Source organism: Synechococcus sp. R5-15 (assembly GCF_047462035.1).
GTDB lineage: Bacteria > Cyanobacteriota > Cyanobacteriia > Thermostichales > Thermostichaceae > Thermostichus.
Genome location: NZ_JANSIK010000099.1, coordinates 13,650 through 37,528, shown reverse-complemented (window position 1 = coordinate 37,528; position 23,879 = coordinate 13,650). Strand labels below are relative to the sequence as shown.

Annotated in this window: 16 protein-coding genes, 2 tRNA genes and 1 pseudogene; 9 read left to right on the top strand and 10 right to left on the bottom strand. The window is 58.7% G+C overall.

What is annotated here, in order from left to right:
* Positions 1–2: 2 nt before the first annotated feature.
* From NW839_RS09310 to rpsB, 3 genes and pseudogenes are all read right to left on the bottom strand, one after another.
* The gene (locus tag NW839_RS09310; protein WP_414351878.1) at positions 3–1,418 is read right to left on the bottom strand and encodes an amidohydrolase; all 1,416 of its coding nucleotides are present in this window, start codon (positions 1,416–1,418) and stop codon (positions 3–5) included.
* A 354-nt stretch (positions 1,419–1,772) separates the two neighbouring features.
* Positions 1,773–2,417, bottom strand: a pseudogene (tsf, locus tag NW839_RS09305) (translation elongation factor Ts); the annotation flags it as partial.
* Positions 2,418–2,576: 159 nt separating this feature from the next.
* Positions 2,577–3,371: a 30S ribosomal protein S2 gene (gene rpsB / locus NW839_RS09300; protein ID WP_414351880.1), complete on the bottom strand. Its 795-nt coding sequence runs from the start codon at positions 3,369–3,371 to the stop codon at positions 2,577–2,579.
* Positions 3,372–3,661: 290 nt separating this feature from the next.
* On the opposite strand from rpsB, the gene NW839_RS09295 reads away from it, so the two are divergent.
* Positions 3,662–3,735, top strand: a tRNA-Pro gene (locus NW839_RS09295).
* A gap of 227 nt (positions 3,736–3,962) precedes the next feature.
* On the opposite strand, the gene NW839_RS09290 is transcribed toward NW839_RS09295, so the two are convergent.
* Entirely contained in the window at positions 3,963–6,311 is a 2,349-nt protein-coding gene (locus NW839_RS09290) for an AAA family ATPase (RefSeq protein WP_414351881.1), read from the bottom strand.
* An 89-nt stretch (positions 6,312–6,400) separates the two neighbouring features.
* Between NW839_RS09290 and NW839_RS09285 the strand changes: the two genes are divergently transcribed.
* Positions 6,401–6,859: a gamma-glutamylcyclotransferase family protein gene (locus NW839_RS09285; RefSeq protein WP_414342279.1), complete on the top strand. Its 459-nt coding sequence runs from the start codon at positions 6,401–6,403 to the stop codon at positions 6,857–6,859.
* 298 nt (positions 6,860–7,157) lie between these two features.
* Here the strand turns inward: NW839_RS09285 and NW839_RS09280 are convergent, their stop codons facing one another.
* The 4 genes from NW839_RS09280 to NW839_RS09265 form a co-directional block, all read right to left on the bottom strand.
* Positions 7,158–7,412: a DUF2283 domain-containing protein gene (locus NW839_RS09280; protein ID WP_011433140.1), complete on the bottom strand. Its 255-nt coding sequence runs from the start codon at positions 7,410–7,412 to the stop codon at positions 7,158–7,160.
* Positions 7,409–7,678, bottom strand: coding sequence for a DUF4258 domain-containing protein (locus tag NW839_RS09275; protein ID WP_011433139.1), 270 nt, complete (start codon positions 7,676–7,678; stop codon positions 7,409–7,411). The genes NW839_RS09280 and NW839_RS09275 overlap by 4 nt, the downstream gene beginning before the upstream one ends.
* Before the next feature lie 134 nt (positions 7,679–7,812).
* Complete coding sequence (locus NW839_RS09270) at positions 7,813–8,994, bottom strand: aldo/keto reductase (RefSeq protein ID WP_414351883.1); 1,182 nt, start codon at positions 8,992–8,994, stop codon at positions 7,813–7,815.
* A 158-nt stretch (positions 8,995–9,152) separates the two neighbouring features.
* Positions 9,153–9,226: transfer RNA gene (locus tag NW839_RS09265), tRNA-Asp, on the bottom strand.
* A gap of 49 nt (positions 9,227–9,275) precedes the next feature.
* Between NW839_RS09265 and NW839_RS09260 the strand changes: the two genes are divergently transcribed.
* On the top strand, positions 9,276–9,779 hold the full coding sequence (locus NW839_RS09260; RefSeq protein WP_414342275.1) for a hypothetical protein: 504 nt from the start codon (positions 9,276–9,278) through the stop codon (positions 9,777–9,779).
* A 255-nt stretch (positions 9,780–10,034) separates the two neighbouring features.
* On the opposite strand, the gene NW839_RS09255 is transcribed toward NW839_RS09260, so the two are convergent.
* On the bottom strand, positions 10,035–11,696 hold the full coding sequence (locus tag NW839_RS09255) for a protein kinase domain-containing protein (RefSeq protein WP_414351885.1): 1,662 nt from the start codon (positions 11,694–11,696) through the stop codon (positions 10,035–10,037).
* Between the two features lie 284 nt (positions 11,697–11,980).
* Between NW839_RS09255 and alaS the strand changes: the two genes are divergently transcribed.
* The gene (gene alaS, locus NW839_RS09250) at positions 11,981–14,635 is read left to right on the top strand and encodes an alanine--tRNA ligase (protein WP_414351887.1); all 2,655 of its coding nucleotides are present in this window, start codon (positions 11,981–11,983) and stop codon (positions 14,633–14,635) included.
* 156 nt (positions 14,636–14,791) lie between these two features.
* Here the strand turns inward: alaS and dnaG are convergent, their stop codons facing one another.
* Positions 14,792–16,732, bottom strand: a complete 1,941-nt coding sequence (dnaG, locus tag NW839_RS09245; RefSeq protein WP_414351889.1) for a DNA primase — start codon at positions 16,730–16,732, stop codon at positions 14,792–14,794.
* Positions 16,733–16,867: 135 nt separating this feature from the next.
* On the opposite strand from dnaG, the gene NW839_RS09240 reads away from it, so the two are divergent.
* From NW839_RS09240 to NW839_RS09220, 5 genes are all read left to right on the top strand, one after another.
* Positions 16,868–17,209 (top strand): c-type cytochrome, encoded by a 342-nt coding sequence (locus NW839_RS09240; RefSeq protein ID WP_011433133.1) that lies wholly within the window; start codon positions 16,868–16,870, stop codon positions 17,207–17,209.
* A gap of 47 nt (positions 17,210–17,256) precedes the next feature.
* Entirely contained in the window at positions 17,257–17,556 is a 300-nt protein-coding gene (locus NW839_RS09235; protein WP_414351890.1) for a hypothetical protein, read from the top strand.
* 55 nt (positions 17,557–17,611) lie between these two features.
* The gene (locus NW839_RS09230) at positions 17,612–18,205 is read left to right on the top strand and encodes a YcnI family protein (RefSeq protein ID WP_414351892.1); all 594 of its coding nucleotides are present in this window, start codon (positions 17,612–17,614) and stop codon (positions 18,203–18,205) included.
* Positions 18,206–18,222: 17 nt separating this feature from the next.
* Positions 18,223–19,866, top strand: a complete 1,644-nt coding sequence (locus NW839_RS09225; protein ID WP_414351893.1) for a copper resistance CopC/CopD family protein — start codon at positions 18,223–18,225, stop codon at positions 19,864–19,866.
* A 74-nt stretch (positions 19,867–19,940) separates the two neighbouring features.
* Entirely contained in the window at positions 19,941–23,840 is a 3,900-nt protein-coding gene (locus NW839_RS09220; protein ID WP_414351895.1) for a tetratricopeptide repeat protein, read from the top strand.
* Positions 23,841–23,879 lie beyond the last annotated feature (39 nt).

The following is a 23,879-nucleotide window of genomic DNA, read 5'->3' as shown; positions in this document are numbered from 1 at the left end:
GGCTATGCCGGCAAACCCATCACGCGGCGGTAGCGGGCCTCCAGCTGTGCCACCTGCTGGGATCGGCGGGAGGGATCCCAGGTGCTGTGGGCAAACAGATCCTGCCGCAGCTTGGCCACATCCACCGTCGTCACGGCTCCGCCGGACACCACCTGTTTTCCTCGCACCCAAACGCTATGCACTGCCTGGGTAGGCCGGCCCAACACCAGCAGCCCAATGGGATCGGTACGGGGCAACAGCGACAGTTGGGTGAGATCGTACAGCACCAGATCCGCTTGCTTGCCCACTTCCAGGGATCCCATCTGATCCCCCAGGCCCAAGCCGATTGCCCCACCTCGGGCTGCCATCTCGATGCTCTCGCGGGGAGAAATCCAGTGGCGGTAGTCGGGATCCGTGATGTTGTGAAGGATGGTGCCGATTTTGATGGCCTCTAGCAAATCCTGCGAATCGTTGCTGGCGGATCCATCGCAGCCAAAGGCCACGTTCACCCCTGCCCGGCGGTATTTCAAGATGGGGGCAATGCCGCTGCCTAGGCGCAGGTTGCTCAAGGGGTTGTGAACAACCGTAGAGCCGGTACGGGCCAGGATTTCAATATCGGCATCGCTGAGCCAGACGCAGTGGGCCAAGGAAGTTTTCCGGTCTAGGTAGCCCAAGCGCTCCAGATGCTCCACAGCACTACAGCCGTACTTTTCCTGGGCCAACATCTGCTGGGCGCGGGTTTCCAACAGGTGGGCGTGGCGGGGTAGGTCATACTTCTGGCTTAACTCCGCACAGCCCTTGAACAGCTCGTCTGAGCACAGTTGGATCCCTGTGGGAGCCACCATGAGGGTAATGCCCTCTTCTGGCCGGTGAAAGCGCTGCACCGCCTCTTCCACAATGGCCAGCACCTCTGCTGTGGAGAGGGGATAGGTTTCCGGCTCCCGATCCCAAGAGGAGCTGCTGGGCAACCCCCGAGAGAGAGCCTGATCCTGGATCAAGGGGCCCACGAAGGCGCGGATCCCGACTTCTCGGTAGGCCCGTACCGCCGCCTCAATGGTGGCCAACTCTTGGCCAGGGATCAGCACCAGATGATCCACCACCGAGGTGCCCCCCGTCAGCAGGGTTTCCACCGCCGTCCCCAGCGCGCTGAGATAGATTTTTTCCGGATCCGGCGGCGCATACTCGTGCAGTTGTGCCAGCCACAGCTCCAGCGGATAGGGCGGTATGATCCCTCGTTGCCACATTTCGGAAGAATGGGTGTGGGCATTGACAAAGCCCGGCAGCAAGAGTTGGTTACTGGCATCCAGTTCCAGGCTGTCTGCGCCCGTTGCGGGTAACCCTCTGCCTATGGCAGCAATCCGTTCCCCCTCGATTCGCACATCTGCGGTTTCGTAGCCGGTGGCGGTGGGAATTAACGCATTGCGCAAGATAAAACTCATGCCCGGGATCCAAAAAGGCCGTCTGCTACCTTAGCGTGCTGGAGTTAACCCTGCCAAGGCGGGAGGATCAGAACATTTGCATGCATAACCTAGCCTTTCCCCTAAGGGATACCCAAGCGTAGTGGTTATAGAACTGCCGACATAGAGGTGCCCACACTCTCCATAACGCAGTTTCAACGCCTCTGCACCGCCGACATGGCCCTACAGCTCAGCCTTGACCGGCTATTTCTTTTTCTTGGCGGAGCCTTTTTTGGCCGGCTTGCTCTCGGCAGCAGGGGCCGGTTCTGGGGCAGGTTCTTCAGGAGGAGCGGGTGGAGTCTCTTCCACTTTGGGGGCCTCTGCCGGCTTGAGACCGGCTTGAGCGGCAACCTCAGCAGCAAAATCCACTTCTTCTTTCTCGATCCCCTCTCCCAGGACAAAGCGCACAAACCGCCGCACCCGAATGTTTTCCCCCAGTTTGGCAATGTGCTGCTTGACCAATTCCTCCACCGTGATCGAGGAATCTTTAATAAAGGGTTGATCCAACAGGGATAACTCTTTCAGGCGCTTTTCGATGCGACCTTGCACGATCTTCTCGCGTATGTTCTCCGGCTTATTGGCCAGATCTTCTTTGCCCATTTCAATGGCTTTTTCCCGCTCCACCACTTCAGCAGGGATCTGGTCAACGCTGACGTATTCTACGTTTTGGCAGGCGGCAATCTGCTTGGCGATGTCTTGCACCAATTTCTTGAAATCTTCGTTGCGGGCCACGAAGTCCGTCTCGCAGTTCACTTCCACCAACACCCCAATTCGATTGCCGAAGTGGATGTAGCTGTCAACTGCCCCCTCTGCCGCGACGCGACTGGCCTTTTTGGCTGCCCCTGCCAACCCTTTCTGTCGCAGCCAGGTGATGGCTTTCTCCATATCGCCACCGGAATCTTCCAGGGCTTTTTTGCAGTCCATCATGCCTGCGCCCGTCTTTTCGCGCAGCTCTTTGACCAGTTTGGCATCAATGCTCATGAGGGCTCCTCGAATGAAAGAACGGGAAGAATGTGGCGGGATATGAGTGAGAATGAGCGGGCTTCGGTAGAATTGTAAACCTAGATTTCAAGAATACACGCCTCTGGATAGGGAACAGGCAGGGAAGTGCCCGGATTGCACGGGATCCCTGCCCTTGCTCTAGCCTTCGTCGGCTTCTCCTTCTTCTTCGTCCTCCATATCCTCCAGCATGTCGTCGTCCAGATCCATGGCCCCTTCGTAGTCGTACTCATCCTCTTCAACGGTGTCGAGCTGCCCATGCCGCCCTTCGTAGATGGCATCCGCCAACTTGCCTACAATCAGCTTAATCGCTCGAATGGCATCGTCGTTAGAGGGAATGAAGATATCGCTGAGATCGGGGTCGCAGTTGGTGTCCAGCAGTGAGATGATCGGGATGTTCAGCTTGATACATTCCTGAACGGCGTTGGCCTCCCGCCGCTGATCGACGATGATCACCGCATCGGGGAGCTTGCGCATCGTTTTAATGCCGCCTAAGTACTTTTCCAACCTGGCCAACTCTCGCCGCAGACGGCTGGCCTCTTGTTTGGGCAGGCGATCCAGAAGACCACTGCTCTCCATCTCCTCAATTTCTTTGAGGCGGTCGATGCGGGTTTTGATGGTGGCCCAGTTGGTGAGCATACCCCCCAACCAGCGCTGGTTGACATAGTAGCTGCCACAGCGACGAGCCTCTTGAGCGATGATCCCGGCAGCTTGCCGTTTGGTGCCCACAAACAGGAAGCGCCAACCCCTGTCAGCAGCATCCCGCACATACTCGTAGGCTTCGTTTAGATAGCGGGCCGTCTGCACCAAATCGATAATGTGGATGCCGTTCCGCTCGGTAAAGATGTAGGGCCGCATTTTCGGGTTCCAGCGGCTGGCCTTGTGGCCGAAGTGAACCCCTGCCTCCAACAGTTGAGGCAAACTGACTACGCTCATGAGTTTTTCCTCTCCTACGGGTTAGCCTCCGCCCGAACGGATCCCAGTTACGGCCTTCCCGCCGGTTACCTGCACAGAGCGCTCTACCCCCATTGGCAAGGAACTCAGGAGCTGTTGCAGCAAACCGCGAAAGGGCTGTAAGGACACCCGGTGGTTCAGGCGTGCGATTTCTTAACGGCTTAACTAAGCTAGCATGTTTTCCACGGGATCCCGCAGCTTGGGGTTAACTCTGGCCGCGATCCGATGCTAGACTAGCTAGGCACTTCATGGGCTTCTACCCGTAAGTGCGTCGGGGCGTAGCGCAGCTTGGTAGCGCACCACTTTGGGGTAGTGGGGGTCGTGGGTTCAAATCCCGCCGCTCCGATACTGAGTAATCAGGGGAGGGCTTGAGCCGGACAAAGCCCACTATGCCGGAAACTTTGAGGTACTTTGGCTCCGCTGTCAATCCCTTGCCATTGGCTCCGTTGATCGGCAGCCTTAAGAATCAGGTCACAAGCTTGGCCGGACAATATGGGATCCCGGTTTTACGGTGCTGGATCCCGATGCGGAGCCGACCTTGAACAACATGGGGTTTCGACGGATCTGGAGCGCTTAATCACGGCCCAGGATCCAGGCAATAAGGGGGGGATCCCTGTGGTCAAGATAATACCGAACGGCTTGGGTCAGGTCGATTTCCAGGTCGCGGTTTTGGATGTCGGTGATCATCCTGTGCATAAGCTCCAGATGGATGCGGTCGTCTTGGGTGAGCAGAGCATACTTGCCATTGGGGCTGTTGTTGAGGGCGGCCAAGGCCGCTTGGGTGGCGGTAGCCGTTTTGGAAGGAGGCTTAAGGCGGGCATCCCGTAGCAAAAGAAACTGAAGCTCAGGGTGAGCAATCACCAATTGGTTGAAGTTATTGAGCTGTCCATACATGCTGCTGGGACCCACTTGGATAAAGGCGATCACCCGCTTCTGGGCGGAGAAATAGAGGTGATCTGGAAGTTTGCGTTTGCCCAGCTTCAGGGTGCTCATGGGGACAGGATGGATCCCTTGTAGGGCATTGCCGATGGTGCGCAATTTGCCGATATCGGCTGTGCTGTCGATGATCGCCTCTTGGGGGTAGCTGGCACGAAGCTGGGCCTCGGTATCACGGAGGTAGGGTTCCAAGACTTCGGCAGGATCCTCAGAGAGGCTGGGTGGCTGGAGAGGCGGAGCTACAGCAAGGAGACTCTGGGCAGGAAGAAGGGGGATGAGCAGTTGTTTGAGGGTTTGCAGCTCAGTCTCGAGGCGCTGGACGCGGGCGGGCAGGTCGCTGGCAGTGGGCAGAGCTTGTACCCGTGGGGGGAGAGGGATCCCGTTGATGTAGTGGCGGTAGTAGGCTGAGGCTCGGTTGAGAATGGCGCGGATGGAGGGTTGGCTGAGGATATCGCTTAGGTCATCGGCGGTAAAGAGAGCTTGGAGGTGGATCCCTGAAGGCAGGCGGCTCTGGAGAAGGGCTTGAAGCTGGGGAAGAGAGGGGAGATCTAGGGAGAGGACGGTTTGGGAGAGGCGATCGACGGTAGCCCGGTCAAATTGGGTTTGGAAATGTTGCCAACGATCAGGAAACAAATTAAGGACAAACAGACTGTTGGGAATACGGGTAAAAAGCTCTTTCAGGGCATCGCCAAAGTTGAGAAGGATATCTCGATTTTCCTCTCGGCCCAAAGCTTCCAATTGGTCAAAGACAATAATGAGAGGTCGGTCAAGCAGCGAGAGCCTGCCGATGACTTTTATCCCTTCTAGGGCAAAGGTGTTGCGATCCAGATCTGCACTCCAAGGGGGCAACCCAATCAAGTTGGTTTCTTCAGGATCCAGGTCGGTACCGCTGAGCCAGCGGATGATCTGGTGACGGCGGTTGGGATCCCTGTAGCTGCAGTATTTGATGATGCCCTTGAGAATGTTTTCGGTGGAACCGGTAAGGAAGTTTTGCTCTGCCCACCAGCGCAGAACCAGTTTTTCAATGGCTTGCCATTGCTGACGACGACGCTCGCTGCCTTCTGCTCCTAGGCGATGAAAGAGATTAAGGGGATCCGCAGTGAGAATAGAGAGAAGCTCCTCATTTTTTGAAGTTTGGTGGGAAGTTTTCAAGATTTCCACAAAGCTCTTGGCAATCAAGTAGTCGAGCTGGGTGTGGTGATGGGCATCTACCCGTTCGCGCAGGGATTCCAGGGTGTGGCTGTAGATGTGGTGGTAGATGTTGTCGGGATGGGTGGGCTGAGGGATAAACAGGAGACGGTTGTGGCGCAGGAGGTTTTGGGCCACCCGCATGATCAGGTGGGTCTTGCCGGATCCAGGTTCTCCCAGTAAGACAACCCCTCGGCTCTGGTGGTTGGGATCCCGTTGGATGTCCTGTAGGGTGGCAGTGAGCTGCTGGTACTGAGGCTGATAGATGGTGGTCTCGTCGGGATAATGCTGAAAGGGATTGTCAACTCTGCTGTTGGCGAAAGGATTGGGAACATTCTGGGCTTTGAGCTGAGCGTGGGTGAGGTGGCGATAGAGGTGGTAGGTAAAGAGGGCATCGTAGCTGGCGTCGTGGGCCAGTTTGGAGTTGAAATAGCCGCTCTCCAGTTGGATACTAAGATGTTTGCTAAGATACTCTAGACTGTAGCTGGGGAGGTTGGGGAAACATTCCTTGGCAGCTAGCCAAGTGCAAAAAACGGGGTTAGGAAGCCAATCTTGGTTAACTTGGTCAAAGGCTTGTTTAAGGATTTTTAGGTCGTGATCTGCATGGTGGAAAACAAGAGTCTTGCCTTGTGCCAAGCGCCGCAGGTCAGCAACGATTTGGGCCAAAGGTTTGGGCTGGGGGTGGTGGGGCGAGTATTCTTGGGTGTAGGCGTGGTAGATGAGCTGGCCGCTGCTGTCGATAAGGGCGATTTCTTTGAGGTTGGGGTTGCCCTCGGTGTCGATAACCAAGTAGCTCATGGAAGGGCGGGATCCCGTGATGCTAATGTGCTCAATATCTCAGTGTAACTCTGGGTAGGCGGGTTCACCCGACACCAAGGGAACTAGAGATGAGTGAGCAGTGGTATTTTGCATACGGAAGTAACCTAGATGCCCAGCAGATGGGACACCGTGCTGTTGATTTCAAGGAAGCTAGGCGTGCTCGTTTGCAGGGATACCGCCTGACGTTCAACAAGCGCGGCAACGATGGAACCGGCAAGGCCAACATTGTCCGGGATCCCTCTGGGGTTGTGTGGGGAGTTGCCTATCTGTGCAGCTCGGATAGGCTGGAGAGGATGGATCGGTATGAAGGAATTCCGGGAGGTCATTACCGTCGCCAGCAGGTTCAGGTTCGAAGCGATGAGGGTGAAGTGATCGAAGCAATGACTTACGTGGCGGGAGATTCATTCATTGATGATTCATTGATCCCAAGCGAGGGATATCTTCAAGGAATCTTGAAGGGGGCACGAGAGCATGGGCTTCCCCCCGACTACATTCATCAAATTGAAGCGATGGGGTTGGGTGGCTGAGAGCACTCTGTCCAAGGGGATTGAGGCTGCTGGCAAACAGGTTCCTGCCCCTGACCTTAAGATGGAGCCTCAAACCAGGTGGGTTGATCCCGAACGGTTTTGGCAGCGTCCAGATCCAAGAGAGTGCGGCCTATCCGATAAAAGTGACGGCACATCCGTTGGCAATCCGAAAGGTCGGCGACTGTTATCTCAATCACCTACAACCATGCCAAACAGGCCACAGTAAAAGGCTGGCCATCGCAATGGTACTCCTCTTGCGTCTACAGATGCGGTGGGGCTAGTGTTGCCAGACTCTCATCTAACTCAGTAACTGTTCTTGCAACACGGAGTTTCTCAATAAAACGATGTAGTCTTGAATCTCTTGCGGAAGCATTTTAATGTCGCTATCCATTTGTCGATGAACAGAGAGAACCTCAACTCCAACCAGTTGATTTTCCTTGTCGAAATCCAAAACAACCCCAGGGGCAATCTCCTCTGAGCTTTGGACTTGAGCTGTTGTCAAACGAATATATCCAGCATCCACATCAGGATCAAACTCGATGAAAGGTCTCATGGCAGCTTTTTCCCCATTGTTCGATCAAAAAAGATAGTCACCACTGTCCAAGGATCCGTTGATTCATCGTAAACAATCTTCAGGAGGCGATTGCCGTACTCCGGAATTCGACCATAGGCTTGCTTGAGCTGAGGATCTTTGGGATCCACTTGTACGTAGTCAGGGCAGCTCAGAACTCTCTCGATCCACTGGCTTGCGATCTCTTGTCGCTGCTGCAGCCGTCTCAACGCATGCTCAGATAGCCGAAAGTGCTCAGACTCTAACACGAGCTACCCAAATGAGATAAGGAGCCGCTGGCGGGAGCTGACAACTCTTTTTTTCCTGCGGTTAAAGAGTAAACCTTGCCATATCATCTTCTCCACCGGATCTCGACCGTCAAACGGGGGGATCCCTGAGCAAGCTAGCTCTGAGATAGGCGCTTCACCTCAGCTCCAGAGAGCAGGCGATGGGCTTCTTGCAACAAAGCCGGGATCCGGTCGCGGTGGGGGCTGTGGATAAGATAAGGTCGCAGGGCTTCGGCATCCACTTTGTCTGCCCGCTGGCCGGGGAGCCAACTGCCGGCATTGCCCAACAGGTTGTAACGGCTCTTGGCATAGTCCACCAAGTCATAGGCCAAGACCAAATTGCGCAGCAGCAGAATGAACGGGATATTCACTTGTCCGGGGGTTTGGTCGTAGCGAGGCAGGCCCTGGTGCCAAGTTTTGGCGTAGTGTTCCCCCACCTGCTCGATCAAAGCTTGCTCTAGGCGGGCCAGGATCGGCGGCAACAGCTCATCAGCCCGATCCAATAACTCCACCGCCTGCAGGTGCTCATCAAAATCGCTGGGTCGGGCCGCCCCAATGCTGAGGGTGTGAACCTGGGGATGGGACAGACAGAACAGGTCGTTGAAGACCATCGGGCTGAGGGGTTGGCACAACTGCACCAGCTTGGCGGGCGGATCGTAAAGCTTGCCCCCCTTATCCGAGGGACTGATGATGAATACCCCCATATCCTGCTGAGCGGCGGCCTCAATGGCAGGCCAGTTGGTCTGGTTGACAAAATACCAGTGCAGGTTGACGTAATCGAAGCCCCCTGACCGTATGGCTTCCACGATCAACTCCGTCGGCCCATGGGTGGAGAAGCCGACAAAACGCACCCGCCCCTGCCGTACCAGGCGCTGACACACCTCCAGACACCCCCCTGGACGCAGGCTGTGTTCCAAGTCTTCCCAGGTGTTCAACCCGTGGATGGCCAGCAGATCCACATAATCGAGGTTCAAGTAGCTCATCGATTGCTCGAACTTGGCCAGGAACTGCTGCGGGTCGGCGCTGGGGCCAATTTTCGTCTGCACAATCAGATCTTGCCGGGGAAAGAGCGGCAAAATGCGGCCCAACTGCATTTCAGAAGTGCCATAGCCGCGGGCAGTTTCGATGTGGTTGATGCCCACCTCCAAGGCCCGGCGAATCGTCGCCTCCAGGTTCTGCTGGCTTGCCGCTGGGATCCCTGACCAAGGAGTATCTTGCCAGCTGTGTTGATAGCGCATGCCACCACAGCTCAGCACGGGCATAGGCAGCTCGGTACGCCCAAATCTGCGATACTGCATGGTTTTTCCCCTGGACTAAGCCCCATTTTAGAGTGGCCCCACCGCCGAAGCTTAAACCCCAGGCCGACCGCGTTGCGCAGCAGTCTCCATCAGAAATCAGATCAGTCTGGAGATATGAGGCTGCAGGGGAGCGACTAAGCTAGAGTGTTTTAGGAGTACGGGGCTGACGGGGCTCGAACCCGCAACTTCCGCCGTGACAGGGCGGTGCTCTAACCAATTGAACTACAGCCCCAATCGCTGCGAATATCTATTCTGGATGTGAATGAGGATTGTTGTCAATCATGGTGGTTAGTTTGGCAGCACAGGCCGCAACCCTTGTGGATACTGCTCCCCAAAACGGGATCCCGACGGCGGCAATGCAACAGGTGGCGGATGTGCTCACCCAGGTGGCTCAACACCTGGATCACCTGCAATACACCACCTTGCGCTACCCCGATGGCGGCTGGCTGACGGTGCGGGTGGTCGAGGATCCTGCTGCTGGCGACTCATCCTCAGAGGGATCCCAGCCGACGACCCATCTGTGGATCCCGGCCTTCGGCCACCTGGAAGATGCCCACACCACGCTGGCAGAGCTTAAGGATCGAGCGCCGGAGCTGGAGACCGCTTCTTTTGGGGTCTTGGAGCTGTTGTTCTTGGCGTTGGGCCTTTCTCGTGCCGATGGTATTGTCTTTTACGACCAAGCTGGGGATCGGCAACAGGGCAAAACCGTAGCCTGCCGAGCTTTGATGGAACAGGTCAATCAATCGCTTCGCAGATGGGCCTCTCCACCCCCTTCAATGGCTTGAGCTCTTGAACTTTTCTCTTTTATGGTTTTGTGGTCATTTCGATTCAAACTAGGACAAAGCGTTGAATGCGGAGGGCCAGAAGGCTTTTCTAAGGACTCCGTCCCGCCGGCGCGATAGGACTCCGTCCCGCTGGCGCGAGCAGTAGCCCAGACGTCTCATCCTAACCTGAAACAACTATAGAACTATTAAAGATCTATAAAGTTAAAGATCGCAACGCAAAATTCCAGATCCGCCAGATCCGCAATCCGCCCTGCGTCAGCTTAAAATGGCTCCCTGCCGACGGGCAAACTTCCGTAGCTTCTCGTCCATCCGCGCCCCCCGTAGATCCGCTTTGCAAAAGTTGGTAAAGCGCTTGCTCTTTTCTTCTGGGTATCGAGCCAAACGAACCCCACCGCCCATCGACCAGATCACCGAGCTGGCCACCACCAAGGCGATCCCGGCCGCTCCTAACGCATAAACCAAATTGCCCGTGGTCAGGCGGACAAGCAAAAAGGCCAGGATCCCTGAGCCCAGCAGCCCCCCCAAGCCTGTCAGGATCCCTCCCAACGTCTTGGCCGATCCAGACAGTTGGATCAAAACCCGCAGCCAGTAGGGTTGAGGGGTGTTGAAGAGGATGCCGCGCAGATCCGCCCCCTGCAAGTTGGCCCCTGAGAAATCGGCCCCCCGCAGATCGGCCTGGCGCAAATCATAGCCGGCCAAGTTTTGGTTGGCAAAGGACTTGCCCCGTAGATCGGCCCCCGCCATGGAAGGGATCCGCGGTGGGGTAGCCGGCTTGATCCGTCCGCTGCCTGTGATGCTGCTGGCTCGGCCCAGTTGGGTAAAACCGGTGGTGCTCCCCCACTCAGAGGGGATGGATAGCGGGCTGCTGGCTGTCATTCCCCCTGCAGTGAACTGAGGTAGGGGTGTGGGCGAGAAACCGCCTGAGCGGCGCTTGGCCCAGTAGCCGGAGATCACCGATGTGCTGGGATTGGCAGACAGGGGAGAGCTGGGCAACACAATCGGCTGAGAGATCGGGCCGCCTGCCTCTTCCACCGGGATCCCTTGCAACGCCCGCAAGACCTCGGTGGCGGTGGCAAAGCGCTGATTGATGGCCGGCTGCAACATGCGGTGCAGAATGGCGTCGAATTCCGGGCTGAGCTGCAGGCAATCCGACCAATCCCACTGCCCCGTTTCATGGTTATAAAACTTGGCCGGAGATTCCAACGTCATCAAGTTGATGCAGGTGGCAGCCAAGGCATAGAGATCGCTAGAGGGACCGACCGCCTGGCCGGCTACTTGCTCTGGGGGAGAAAAGCCCAGCGAGCGAATGGCCGTCGCCTCTTCTGCCGAATCCTGGCCCGGGCCGAGCTGCTTGACGGCCCCAAAGTCGATCAGCACCAATCGACCATCTTCTTTGCGACGAATCAGGTTGGCAGGTTTAATGTCTCGGTGAACCGTGTTTTGGCTGTGGACATAGCTGAGGATCAGCAGCACCTCCTGCATCACCTGCCGGGTTTGTTCTTCGGAAAAGGGCCCATTGCGACGCATTTCTTGCGAGAGGGTGGTGCCCTGGATAAATTCCTGCACCAAGTAGAACTTGCCGCCTTCCTGAAAGTGGGCGTAGAGCTTGGGGATCTGCGAATGCTCGCCCAGGCGCTCCAACACTTGGGCCTCGCGATTGAAGAGCTCCTCCGCCAGCTTGGCCAGTTGCGGGGATCCCTCGACCGGGCGCAACTGCTTGATCACCCGCCAAGGTTTGGAGGGCATGTCCTCATCCCGCGCCAAAAAGGTAGAGCCAAATCCCCCCTGGCCGATGCGCTTGAAGGCCCGGTAGCGATTGCGCAGCAGCAGGGGATGGCCACAAGAGGCACAGGTAGAGGCATCCGCCGGGTTTTCCGGGTGCAAACAGGCAGGGTTAAGGCAGTAGCAAGTGGGCATACCAGTTTGGGGTTACCGGCTGGCGATCCGGACAACCGAGACGGAGCCAAGAAGTCGGCAGGCAAGTTGTGAGAGATACATACAGGTTAGACCAAGAAGAAACAAATCTTGCACAACTGCCTCAGATAGGCTGATCTTAGCGTCTGCCCGCCCTGAGGTTAATCGGACAAATCGCTTAGGTTTTCGGCGGATGGGGTTTGGTGGAACAGAGGAGAACAACAAGGGCTGGACTGCCCTGCAGAGGGAAAACTTAGAATTGATGAATACAGCCATCTTCGCCTGTCATGTTTCCAGCGCTTTCCGGTGCCGCCATTCGGCAAACTTTTCTGGACTTCTACGCTCAGCGGGGCCACCAGGTGTTGCCCAGCGCCTCCTTGGTGCCGGAAGATCCGACGGTGCTGCTGACCATTGCCGGCATGTTGCCCTTTAAGCCCATTTTCCTGGGGCAACGGGATCCGGAGTACCCACGGGTTACAACGGCCCAGAAATGTGTGCGCACCAACGACATCGAGAACGTGGGCCGAACGGCGCGCCACCACACCTTCTTCGAGATGCTGGGCAACTTCAGCTTTGGCGACTACTTCAAAAAAGAGGCCATTGCCTGGGCCTGGGAGCTGGTGACGGAGGTGTTCGGCCTGCCCCCGGAACGGCTGGTGGTGAGCGTCTTTCGCGAAGATGAGGAGGCTTTTGCCCTCTGGCGAGATGAGATAGGGATCCCGGCCCACCGCATCCAGCGCATGGGAGAGGCGGATAATTTCTGGGCTGCCGGCCCCACCGGCCCCTGTGGCCCTTGTTCTGAGATTTACTACGACTTCAAGCCGGAGCTGGGGGATGAGCGGATCGACTTGGAGGATGACTCCCGCTTTCTGGAGATCTACAACCTGGTGTTCATGGAGCTGAACCGGGATAGCGAAGGTCACCTGATGCCGCTGGCCAAGCAAAACATCGACACCGGCCTGGGGTTGGAGCGGTTGGCCCAGGTGTTGCAGGGGGTGCCCAACAACTACGAGACAGACTTGATCTTTCCCATCATTCAAACGGCGGCTGGGATCGCCGGGCTGAACTACTCCAAGGCCGACCCGGAGCAGCAAATCTCCCTGAAGGTGATCGGGGATCACGCGCGGGCAGTGATGCATTTGATTGCCGATGGGGTGCTTCCTTCCAATGTGGATCGGGGCTATGTGCTGCGGCGGCTGATCCGGCGAATGGTGCGCCACGGGCGATTGCTGGGGATCGGCGAGCCCTTCACCATCCCGGTGATCGAGACCGCGATTCAGTTGGCCGAGGCTGCCTATCCTCAGGTGCGGGAGCGAGAAACCCTGATCAAGACCGAGCTGCAACGGGAGGAGGAGCAATTTCTCAAAACCCTGGAGCGGGGGGAACGGCTGCTGCTGGATTTGTTTACTGCCGTCGAATCTTCCCGTCGCGACAGCGGCTCGCCAAAGCAGATCTCCGGCGCCGACGCCTTCAAGCTCTTCGATACCTACGGTTTTCCGCTGGAGCTGACCCAAGAAATCGCCCAGGAACACGGCTTCAGTGTGGATCTGGAGGGCTTTGAACAAGAAATGGAGAAACAGCGGCAGCGGGCCCGCGCCGCCCACCAAACCATCGACCTCACAGCCCAGGGATCCCTGGACGAGCTGGCGGATTTCCTCAGCCAAACGGAGTTTTTGGGGTACAGCCAATCTTCTGCCCGCGGCGTGGTCGAGGCCCTGCTGGTCGGGGGAAAATCGGTGCCCCAAGTGGAGGCAGGGCAGGCAGTGCAGGTCGTTTTGGATCGCACGCCCTTCTACGCCGAGTCCGGCGGGCAAATTGGCGACCGGGGCTACCTTTCTGGGGACGGCCTGCTGGTGCGGATTGAAGATGTGCAAAAGCAAGGGGATCTGTTCGTTCACTTTGGCCGTGTGGAACGCGGGATCCTGCGGGTGGGGGATCCCGTCCAAGCCCAAATCGACCTGGCCTGTCGGCGGCGCGCCCAAGCCCACCACACCGCCACCCACCTGCTGCAGGCGGCCCTGAAAAGAATTGTCGATCCCTCGATTGGTCAGGCGGGATCCCTGGTGGCTTTTGACCGGCTGCGCTTTGATTTCACCCTATCCCGGCCAGTCACCCCTGAGGAGCTGGAACAGATCGAGAACTTGGTGAACACCTGGATTGCCGAGGCCCATGCTGCTCAAGTGGCGATCATGCCCCTGGCCGAAGCCAAAGCCAGAGGTGCCGTGGCCATGTTCGGGGAAAAATACGGCGCCGAGGTGCGGGTGATCGACTTTCCGGGGGTGTCGATGGAGCTGTGTGGCGGCACCCATGTCAACAACACCGCCGAGATCGGCCTGTTCAAGATCATCGCCGAGACGGGAGTGGCTGCTGGGATCCGCCGCATCGAGGCCGTGGCCGGGCCGGCTGTGCTGGAATACCTGAACGAACGGGACAGGGTGGTGCGGGAGCTGAGCGCTCAATTTAAAGCCAAGCCCCAGGAACTGCCGGAGCGGGTTGCCGCCCTACAGGCGGAGCTGAAAGCTGCCCAGAAGGAACTGGAAGAGGTGCGCAGCCAGTTGGCCTTGCTACAGGCCGAAGGTCTGCTGGCCCAGGCGGTTGCCGTCGGAGATCTCAAGGTGCTGGTGGCCGAGCTGGGATCCACCACCCCTGAGGCCCTCAAAACCGCTGCCGAGCATCTGCTCCACAAGCTGGGGGAAGGGGCAGTGGTGCTGGGATCGGTGCCGGAAGCCGGCAAGGTCAGCCTGGTGGCTGCCTTTAGCCCTGCTGTGCAGCAACTTGGCCTGAAGGCGGGATCCTTCATCGGCGAGATTGCCAAACTCACCGGAGGGGGCGGCGGCGGACGGCCCAACTTGGCCCAAGCTGGGGGCAAACAGCCGGAGAAATTGGCAGAGGCTTTGCAGGTGGCCCGGGAGCGGTTGCAAGCGGAGCTGATCTCGCGCTAGGGGAGCGAAGCCCTTTTGAGCACCAACAGGCCGTCCATCAGCCACTACAGTCGTTCAGTTTAGAGTGCTGTTCAGTTTAGGGTGAGACGCCTGGGCTATTGAGGGAAGCCTTCTGGCCCCGTATTGGGTTATGGGTTTAGGTTTAAATCGAAATGACTATAGATCTTCGGCCAGTGCAGTTTCCGACAGGTCTTCCAAGCTCAGTTGCACCTGCCGCTGCAGCGCCTGAATCGCCTGGTATTCCTGCTGGATGCTGGCCTGGTACTGGGCAGCCAGGGCGGTGTTGCCCTCGGAAAAGGCTTGATCCCACAGTTGGGTCCAATAGCGGTAGCGTTTCTGGCGAATTTCCAGCTCCATGTTGGCAATGGCGGCCCGCACCACCATCTGCGGACGCATCAGAGCTACGCGGGTGTTTTCGTCCAGCCAAAGCAGATGGCTGAGGCGCTCGTTGAGCTGCTCATCTTGGGCACAGAGGGTGCGCAAAGCCGTCAGCAACGTCTCTTCTTGCTCTTCCAGCTCCGGCTGAGCCGAGATCAGCTCCAAGATCCGCTGCCACAACTCGCGGTGGGGGCGAAAGCTAAATTGCAGCTCCCGCTCCAGCAAAGTTTGCCGAATTTCGCGGCGATACTCGCCAAAATGCAGAAAGATCTGCAAAAGATGGGACTCAGATTGCAAGAGTTTGGCTCCCTTATTGAGGGAAGGTTGCCGGGGTTTGGCCCAGCGGTACTGCCGCACGGCTCGGCGCAGGTCTTCTTCCAAATCTCGACTGAGGCGACCGTTGCCGCGGCTGAGCAATTCTGCCACTTTGTGCAAATACAAAGAGCGCCATTGTCCACCCAAACCGGCCAGCAGTTGCACAAGGGCTTGACGGGCCTGCTGAAAATCGGTGGCCCGGCTCAGATCCCGACCGGCCAACACCTGTTCAATTCGCCAATCCAGCCACAGGGGAGCTTGCTCGATCAGGGTTTGCAGTTCAGAAACCGCTCGCGTCGGCGGGGCCGAGCTCTTGTACTCCCGCAAAAACTCGTCGGCATCTTTGCCCTCAGGAAGGGTGAGAATGCGCAGCTCAATTTCTCCGCGCCGCGCTTGTTCTTCAACGGCTTCAATGGCTCGGTTGGCGGCGTTCAAACCGGCCCGATCCGCATCAAAATTGAGAATCAGTCGCTTCGATTGGGTGTAGCGCAGCAGGATCTTCACCTGGTGGGGCGTCAAAGCGGTGCCCATAGCGGCTACGGCATAGGCAACCCCCGCCTGATGCAGGGCGATGACATCGAAATAGCCTTCCACCACCAAGACTTGATCGGCCTTGGCAATGGCATCGCGGGCAAAGTTGAGGCCATAGACCACCTGGCTTTTGTTGAAGAGCTCTGTTTCTGGAGAGTTGAGGTACTTGGGCTGTCCTGACTCCCCCAAGGCTCTGCCGGCAAACCCGATCACCCGCCCCTGCACATCGAAAATGGGCAGCATGATCCGGTTGCGAAAGCGGTCGTAGTGGCCGGATCCCTGCTGGCGGGGAACCAGCAATCCAGCCTCTTCTAAAAGTTTGACCGGTTGGCGCTTGTGGTTGACCAAGTATTCGTAGAGAGATTGCCAGCCGGGGGGAGCAAAGCCGATTTGAAATTTTTGCAAAGTTTCTTCGCTCAGGTGGCGGCTGTGCAGGTACTGGCGGGCGGCGGATCCTAGCTGGGATCGGAGGGCATGCCGATAAAAATCGGCAGCCATGGCCAAAATCTCCAGCAGCTTTTCCCGGTGGGAGAGCTCCCGCTCATCAAGGGATCCCAAGGGCTGTGTCTCGGTGTGGCGAGTGGGCAGAGGGATGTGGTATCGCCGCGCCAAGTGGCGCACGGCCTCAGCAAAGGAGAGATGCTCGGTCTGCATGACAAAGCGCAGCACATCTCCCCCTGCCCCGCAGGAGAAGCACTTGTAGATCTGCTTGCTGGGGCTGACCTGAAAACTGGGTTTGTGGTCGTTGTGGAAAGGGCAGAGCCCAACGAAATTCTTTCCCTGCTTGCGCAGCACCACTTTTTCGGCCACCACTTCCACGAGGTCGGCCTTTTGGCGCACCAACTGAATGAAATCGGGGGGCAGACCGCTCATGGCTTCGGGGGATCCTGACCTTATGGTAGCCGGGGGAAGCTCGACAGGCTGTCTTTTGACCTGGCCCAACGGGCTTGGGATAATGGGCGGGCCTTAAAGGCTAGTTTTCGGTCAGTCCCTGAGATGAAAATGCGAATGATCAACCTTTTTATCGGGCTTTTGGTGGCAGTATTTGCCCTCTTTTTAGGCCCGCAAATGGCTTCTGCTGAGCCTGATTTGGCCTTGGGAGCCAAGGTCTTTCAGGCCAAATGTGTGGGTTGTCACTTGAACGGGCGCAACACTTTGGTGGCAGCGAAAAACCTTTCTCTGGCGGCTCTTCATGAGTACCACGTGGATACCCCTGAGCTGATCCAGGCCCAGGTGAGAAACGGCAAAGGAGCCATGCCGGCTTTTGCCAAGATCCTCAAGCCGGAGGAGATCGAGGCAGTGGCGGCCTACGTTTTGGATCGCGCTGAGCACAACTGGAGTAGAGGCTAGTGTCCAAAGAGAGGACTCAAGATCCAGCCCTGCTCCAGGGGAGACCAGTGGAGCGGCTGCCTCACGAGCAGGGATGTGAAGGACAGGGATCCCGCCGCAAAATCTTGTCGGTTGGCGTGGGAGCACATGGCTTGGTGGCGGTGGGCATTTCCGCCCATGGGGTGGTGGCCATCGGCGTGGTGACTCACGGCATCCTCTCCATTGGCCTGGTGGCTATGGGAGCGCTCTCGTTCGGGCTGGTATCGATGGGCTTGGCCAGCGCCGGCCTGGTATCGATGGGCCTCTCCAGTTGGGGACAGCACAGCATGAGCCTAACGGAATCCCACGGATCCCATCGCCATCCTTAGAGGTCTTGGCGAATGGCTCTGCATTTTCTGCACAGTTTTGTAAGGAGCATTGGCAATGTTCAGTCTGCAAAGTTACTTGACCCTGGCCAAGAAATCTCTGCTGGCTTTGGGCATGAGCTTTTTGCCTCTTTCTTCCGCTTGGGCTCATGTCACCGTCCATCCCAAAGAAGCCCCGGCGGGCAGCTATGCTAAGCTCACCTTTCGCGTGCCCCATGGATGTGATGGATCCCCGACCGTTCGCCTGCGGGTGCAGATCCCAGAGGGATTCGTCTCTGTGAAGCCGATGGTGCATCCCCTGTGGAAAATCGAGACGGTGAAAAGGCCGCTGCAGACCCCTTATGAGTCGCATGGGAAGATGATTACCGAAACGGTTGCCGAGGTGATCTGGAGCGGCGGCTCGCTGCCCGATGAGTTCATGGATGAGTTCAGCATCAGCCTCAAGCTGCCGAATCGCCCCGGTGAGGTCATCCCCATCCCAGTGATTCAGGAGTGCGAGCAGGGCATGTACCGCTGGATTCAGGTGGCTCAGCCTGGCGAGGATCCCAACAGTTTGCCGGAGCCGGCTCCGCTGCTGAAGCTGACAGGTGGAGACAGTGGACATGGGCACGGCCACGGGCATGGACATGGGCATGGTCACGGTACCCGCTAAGCGGTCTGCTTAGGAGCATGTTTCATCCCAAAAGGGGTTTTGCTTGGATTTGGTCTGGGATCCTCTGCGCCTTGCTGTGGGTGGCCGGGATCCAGCCCGTTTTTGCCCATGCCAGCTTGCTATCCACCTTCCCGGAGGATGGGGCAGTGTTGCAGGAAGCTCCGGCCCAGGTGCGGCTTGTTTTCAATGAGCCGGTGCAGATCACACAGCTCCAGGTTTTAGACAGCAACGGACGAGCTCTGCCCTTGGAAAATCGGGTGACCAGGGGTGAGGCACCGCAGGGGGATTTGCCGCAGGGGATCCCCGAGGGAGTTTACATCGTCAGTTGGCGGGCCATTTCTGCCGATTCTCATCCGGTAAGCGGTTCGTTTGTTTTCCTGGTGGGAGCGGATCCGGAGCGAGTTCAGACGGTGAGGGCGACCCAGCTTCAAGGAAGGGATCCCTTGTACTGGCCGCTGGTGGGGGTACGCTGGGGGATCTACTTGGGCAGCCTTTTTGTGGTGGGGGTGCTGGGCTGGTGGCGACTGTTGCGGGGGCAGCGGAGCAGTTTCGCCGATTCTGATCGCGTCAGCGGGGCGGAGCCCTTATCTTGGGCTTTTGCGACAGCTTGGATCACCCTCAGCTTGACCGCGGTGGCCTTCGGTTTGCATTTGGCCCAGCTTTACCCCCACTTCAATGGGCGAGAGCTGCTGGGTGTGGTGCTCTCTCCCTATGGTTGGGGTACAGGGCTGCGGCTGGTGGGGCTGGGGATCCTGATCTGGGCCTGTGAGGGAGGTGCCGTCTGGGCCAGCGGTATGGGGTCGGTGTTGGTGCTCGGCTCCTTTTTGCCCATTGGCCATGCTCTCACCAGTGAGCATCCGATGGGGACAATGGCGCTGCTGGGGCTGCATCTGGCCGGTTCAGCTTTCTGGTTGGGAGGGTTGTGGGGGCTGGAGCGCCTGCTGGGCAAGGAATCTGCTCCCTACCCATCTGTAGGCATCATCCAACGGTTTTCTGACGTGGCCACCTGGGCAGTGCCCGGACTGATCCTGGCAGGGGTGGGAATGGGTGGGATCCACCGCGGCTGGGACTGGGATCATCCGTATGGGCAGTATCTCTGGGCCAAGCTGCTGCTGGTGCTGATGATGGTGGGGCTGGGCGCCCACAACAAGTTTCGGCTGGTGCCGGCATTGCAACAGGGTGGGCAGACGGTGGGCCGGTCGCTGCGCCGGATCGTCCGCCTGGAGTTGGTGGGGCTGATTCTGGTGCTGGCCTTGACCAGCTTCCTGGTGGCCCAGGCTCCTCCCAGTAATGGAAGGCACGGCATGGGAGCCCCACTGGAGTCGGGCTTGCAGACCAGTTGTGAAGAGCGCTTGAACTGGCCGGAAGGCAGCCTGCACCTGAAGATTCTGCCCTGTCGTCCTGGGGAAAATCAAATTCGGGCTGAGGTGAAGGGAGTCCCGGCTCAGGAATTGACCCTTGGGTTTTCCCTGCCAGAACAGGGGATCCCCCCTCTACGCCGCACTGTAGCGCCGGATGGGCCTGGCCAATTTGTGGTGGAAAATGTGCCTCTGGCCCTGGCGGGGGAATGGCAGATCGAGGTGAGACTGCTGATCAGCGATTTTGCAGAGCGGCGAGGTCAGATTGCAGTTTCTCTCCGACCCAATCGTTCAAGTCATTGAAGATCGCCAACAGAAAAAGCTGAAAAAGACCCTGGATAGGAGCTGTGGGTTGCTCCGCCCAAGGGCGTCCGCCTGTGGCAGAATCGAGCCAGCTTGCAGTGGCAAAAGGCTGCGCCGCTCAGGCGACTGGCTTGGCTATGGAAGACAAGATCAGAGCGGGAAGTGTGCTCAGGGGACGCTATCGCATTCTCCATCCCCTCGGGGAAGGAGGGTTTGGCGTAACCTACAAGGCGGTGGATCAAGACACCTTCGATAGCCCTTGCGTCGTCAAGCGCCTTCGCCCCCTCTCCACGGATCCCTATACGTTGGCCACGGCTCGCAAGCTCTTTGAACGGGAAGCCAAGGTTCTCAACCGGCTCAACCACTTCGACCAAGTGCCCCGCCTTTTGGCCCACTTCGAGCAGGATCAGGATTTTTACTTGGTGCAAGAGTTTGTTGCCGGGCATGATCTCAGCCAGGAGCTGATCCCGGGCAAGCTGCTGAGCGAGGCCGAGGTTTTGAAACTGTTGTGGGATATTTTGGAGATCCTGCGCCATGTACACGCCCACCAGATCGTCCATCGGGATATCAAGCCGGCCAACCTGATGCGCCGCGATGCCGATGGCAAGTTGGTGTTGATCGACTTTGGGGCAGTCAAGGAAGTGGGGCGGTTGGTCAGCCATGCCCCCGGCCAAACTCAGTTGGCGACGGTGATTGGCTCGGTTGGCTACATGGCGCCCGAACAGCTCAACGGCAAGCCCCAGCCCTGCAGCGACCTGTACTCCGTAGGGGTGCTGGCCATCCAAGCCCTCACCGGTCGTCCTCCCCATAAGATCCGGGATGATCCCCGCACCGGCCAACTGCTCTGGCGGGATTTGGTTCAGGTCAGCGAGGAGCTGGCCGAGATTTTGGATCGCCTGATCTGCCCCCACTGGCAAGAGCGCTTCCAGTCCGCTGCTGAAGTGTTGGAGGCGCTGCGGCCCCTGTTGCCTTTTCCCCAAGAGGCGACGCTCGGCGATGTTTCGGTGGATCAGGTTTTGGTGACGCGCCTGTTGGCCCGCGGACAGGAGAAAGCCCGCCAAGGGGATTTCCAGGGGGCGATTGCCGACTGTACGTTGGCCATCCAATTGGATCCCCAAAATAGCCGCGCCTACAGCCAGCGGGGCAGCGCCCGCTACAAAAGTGGGGACTTGGCAGGGGCCATCGCAGATTACACCCAAGTCATTCAACTGGCAGGGGACGCCCGCGCCTATTTCAACCGCGGCATTGCCCGCTACCGGCTGGAGGACTACGAGGGAGCTGTTGCCGACTACACCCAGGCTCTCGGCCTCAACCCACAATGGGCGGTGGCCTACTACAACCGTGGCAATGCTTACCGGCAACTCAATCAGCAGCAGCAGGCCATCGAAGACTATTCGCGGGCCATTGAGCTCAACCCGGAAGATGTGCGGGCCTATTTCAACCGCGGCGTGGTGCGCGGCCATCTGGGAGATGCGCAGGGGGCAGCAGCCGATTTTTCCGAGGTGATCAAGCGGGACCCTCAGGACGGGGAAGCCTACTTCAACCGGGGAGTGGCGCGGGTCCAGTTGTCAGATTTGCAAGGGGCCGTCGAGGACTACACCCAAGCGCTGCAGTTGGATCCTCGCCACGGCAAAGCCTATTACCACCGGGGCCTGGCCCGACAAGCGTTGGGGGATCCCCAAGGGGCCGTTGAAGATTTTTCTCAGGCCCTATCCCTACGGTCTGCTGAGGCCACTGAGCTACCTGAGGCAGAGGCGGCAGCCCAGGCGGATCTCTACTTGCAGCGGGCCATGGCCTACCTGAGCAGCAACGCCCTGGAGTCGGCGCTGGCCGATTGTGAACAGGCTCTCCGCCTGGATCCTAAGCTGTCGCGGGCCTATCTCTGCCGGGGCTTGGCTCGCCAGGGGCTGGGGGATCCCGGCGGCGCTCTGGCAGACTTCAACCGCGCCCTGGAGCTGGATCCCCAAATGGCCAAAGCCTACCTCAACCGAGGCATTGCCCACCTGGACTTGGGCAACATCGAAGCGGCTTTGTCGGACTTGAGCCAGGCCATCGCTCTGGATCCCCAAGATGCCAGTGCCTACAGCAGCCGCGGGCGAATCCATTGGCTGTTGGGGGATCCCCTAGCGGCTCTGCGGGATTATACAGCTGCCCTGGAGCGGGATCCGCAGAACCCTCAGCTTTACCTCAACCGCGGCCAACTCCATGTTGAGCGGGAAGATTGGCCGGCAGCCTGTGAGGACTTCTCGCAGGTGTTGCAGTGGGCGGCGAGGCCTGGGATCCCACGCGGGCCGGAGCTGCTGTTGAATGCCCATCTATGCCGTGGCATGGCACGGCAACGGCTGGGGGATTGGCAGGGGGCGTTGGCCGATTTCGACCAAGCTCTGCAAGGGGATCCTCAGTCGGGCTTGGCTTATTTCCATCGCGGCCAAGTGCGGGCTGCTCTGGGAGATGGGCTGGGGGCCATCCAGGATTACCACCAGGCTTTGGCGCTGGGGGTGGCAGTGGCCGAGGCGGATATCCGCCGAGATCTGGCGCGGGCCCAAATCCAGACGGGAGATCTGCAGGCGGCCTTGGAGCAGTTGAACGAGGCGGTGCGCTTGCAGCCGGAACGGCGGGATCTGCGCCAAGAGCGAGCTGAGTTGTGCCGACAGCTGGGCCGGTGGCCAGAGGCCATTGCCGACTACGACGAGGTGTTGCGGCAGGATCCTCAGGACTGGACGGCTTGGCTGGGACGGGGCATGGCCCATGGACAGGTGGGCAACTGGGATTCCGCCATTCAGGATCTCAGCCGGGTTTTGCAGCAGGATCCTGACCACAGGGAAGCGCTGTGGCACCGCGCACAGGCCCTGCAACAGTTGGGCCAGACCGTTGGCGAAAGCGGGAGGGAGTCCTTAGCGGCCTTGCAAGATCTCAACCGCTTGCTGCAGCAGGATCCCCAACACAGGATGGCCCGCTTGGCCCGCGGCTCTCTGTTGTTGGCGTTGGCGGTGCGCGGCACCGATGGCCCTACCAACCGTGCGGAGCAGGATCGCGTCAGCGGGACGGAGTCCTTAGAGCTGGGGTACTACGCGCAGGCTGAATCCGACTTCGACCAAGTCATCCAGGAAGAGGCCCAAGACGGGGAACAGTCCCGGCAGCTCTATCTGGAGGCCCACCTGAAGCGGGCCCAAGTCCGCCGCCTGCGCCACAACCTGGAGGGGGCAATAGCCGATTGGGATCGGGTCTTGGAGCTGGCCAGCCCAGGGGATCCAGAAGTGCTGGTCACCGAAGCCCTGTTGTATCGGGGCTTGTGTCGCCAAGAGAGGGGGGATCTGGCTGGGGCGTTGGCCGATTTCACGGCGCTGATCCAGCAGCAACCGCAGGCTTCTCAGGCTTTTGCCTTGCGGGCAACGGTGCATCTGGCTTCGGGGGATCAAGAGATGGCACTGGCGGATCTCAACCAAGCTCTGAGCCTCGACCAGAACTGGGGGGTGGCCGATGCTGCCCTGGCCTACCGTCAACGGGGGGATCTGCACCGGCAGGCCAATCGCCCTGAGCTGGCCATTGCCGACTACACGCGGGCCCTAGCCTTGAACCCTCAGGAGCGCCCTGCTTTGCTCTGCCGAGCTCTCTTGTGGGATCGCGCGGGACAGACGGACAAAGCGATAGAAGACTACACCCGACTGCTGCAACTGGAGCTGGATCCCCAGGAGCGGGTCTGGGTTTTGAACAACCGCGGCTGGGCCTACGCCCAACAGGGGGATTTTTCGGCGGCCATCCGCGACTACGACCAAGCCATAACACTCTGCACTGCTGACGCGAAGGAGGGGGATCCCTGCCACCTCAAGGCCCACCTCAACCGCGCCCTGGCCCGGACTGCCCTTGGGGATTGGCAGAGAGCCTGCCAGGATTTCCAGGCTGCCCTCCAGATGCAAGGGTACGAAGGTCGGCTTTTGGAAGACGTTATCGCTAGTTATTTCAAAATAGGTTGAGACACTTCCCAAAGGCTCCGCGCCGTCGCCGCGGCCACC

Bases quoted from the DNA above. Each gene is read 5' to 3' on its own strand.
- NW839_RS09255 (WP_414351885.1), bottom strand. From the start codon at position 11,696: ATGCCCACTTGCTACTGCCTTAACCCTGCCTGTTTGCACCCGGAAAAC.
- NW839_RS09310 (WP_414351878.1), bottom strand. From the start codon at position 1,418: ATGAGTTTTATCTTGCGCAATGCGTTAATTCCCACCGCCACCGGCTAC.
- dnaG (WP_414351889.1), bottom strand. From the start codon at position 16,732: ATGAGCGGTCTGCCCCCCGATTTCATTCAGTTGGTGCGCCAAAAGGCC.
- alaS (WP_414351887.1), top strand. From the start codon at position 11,981: ATGTTTCCAGCGCTTTCCGGTGCCGCCATTCGGCAAACTTTTCTGGAC.
- NW839_RS09280 (WP_011433140.1), bottom strand. From the start codon at position 7,412: ATGAGACCTTTCATCGAGTTTGATCCTGATGTGGATGCTGGATATATT.
- NW839_RS09225 (WP_414351893.1), top strand. From the start codon at position 18,223: ATGTTTCATCCCAAAAGGGGTTTTGCTTGGATTTGGTCTGGGATCCTC.
- NW839_RS09240 (WP_011433133.1), top strand. From the start codon at position 16,868: ATGATCAACCTTTTTATCGGGCTTTTGGTGGCAGTATTTGCCCTCTTT.
- rpsB (WP_414351880.1), bottom strand. From the start codon at position 3,371: ATGAGCGTAGTCAGTTTGCCTCAACTGTTGGAGGCAGGGGTTCACTTC.
- NW839_RS09270 (WP_414351883.1), bottom strand. From the start codon at position 8,994: ATGCAGTATCGCAGATTTGGGCGTACCGAGCTGCCTATGCCCGTGCTG.
- NW839_RS09230 (WP_414351892.1), top strand. From the start codon at position 17,612: ATGTTCAGTCTGCAAAGTTACTTGACCCTGGCCAAGAAATCTCTGCTG.
- NW839_RS09260 (WP_414342275.1), top strand. From the start codon at position 9,276: ATGGTGGTTAGTTTGGCAGCACAGGCCGCAACCCTTGTGGATACTGCT.
- NW839_RS09290 (WP_414351881.1), bottom strand. From the start codon at position 6,311: ATGAGCTACTTGGTTATCGACACCGAGGGCAACCCCAACCTCAAAGAA.
- NW839_RS09285 (WP_414342279.1), top strand. From the start codon at position 6,401: ATGAGTGAGCAGTGGTATTTTGCATACGGAAGTAACCTAGATGCCCAG.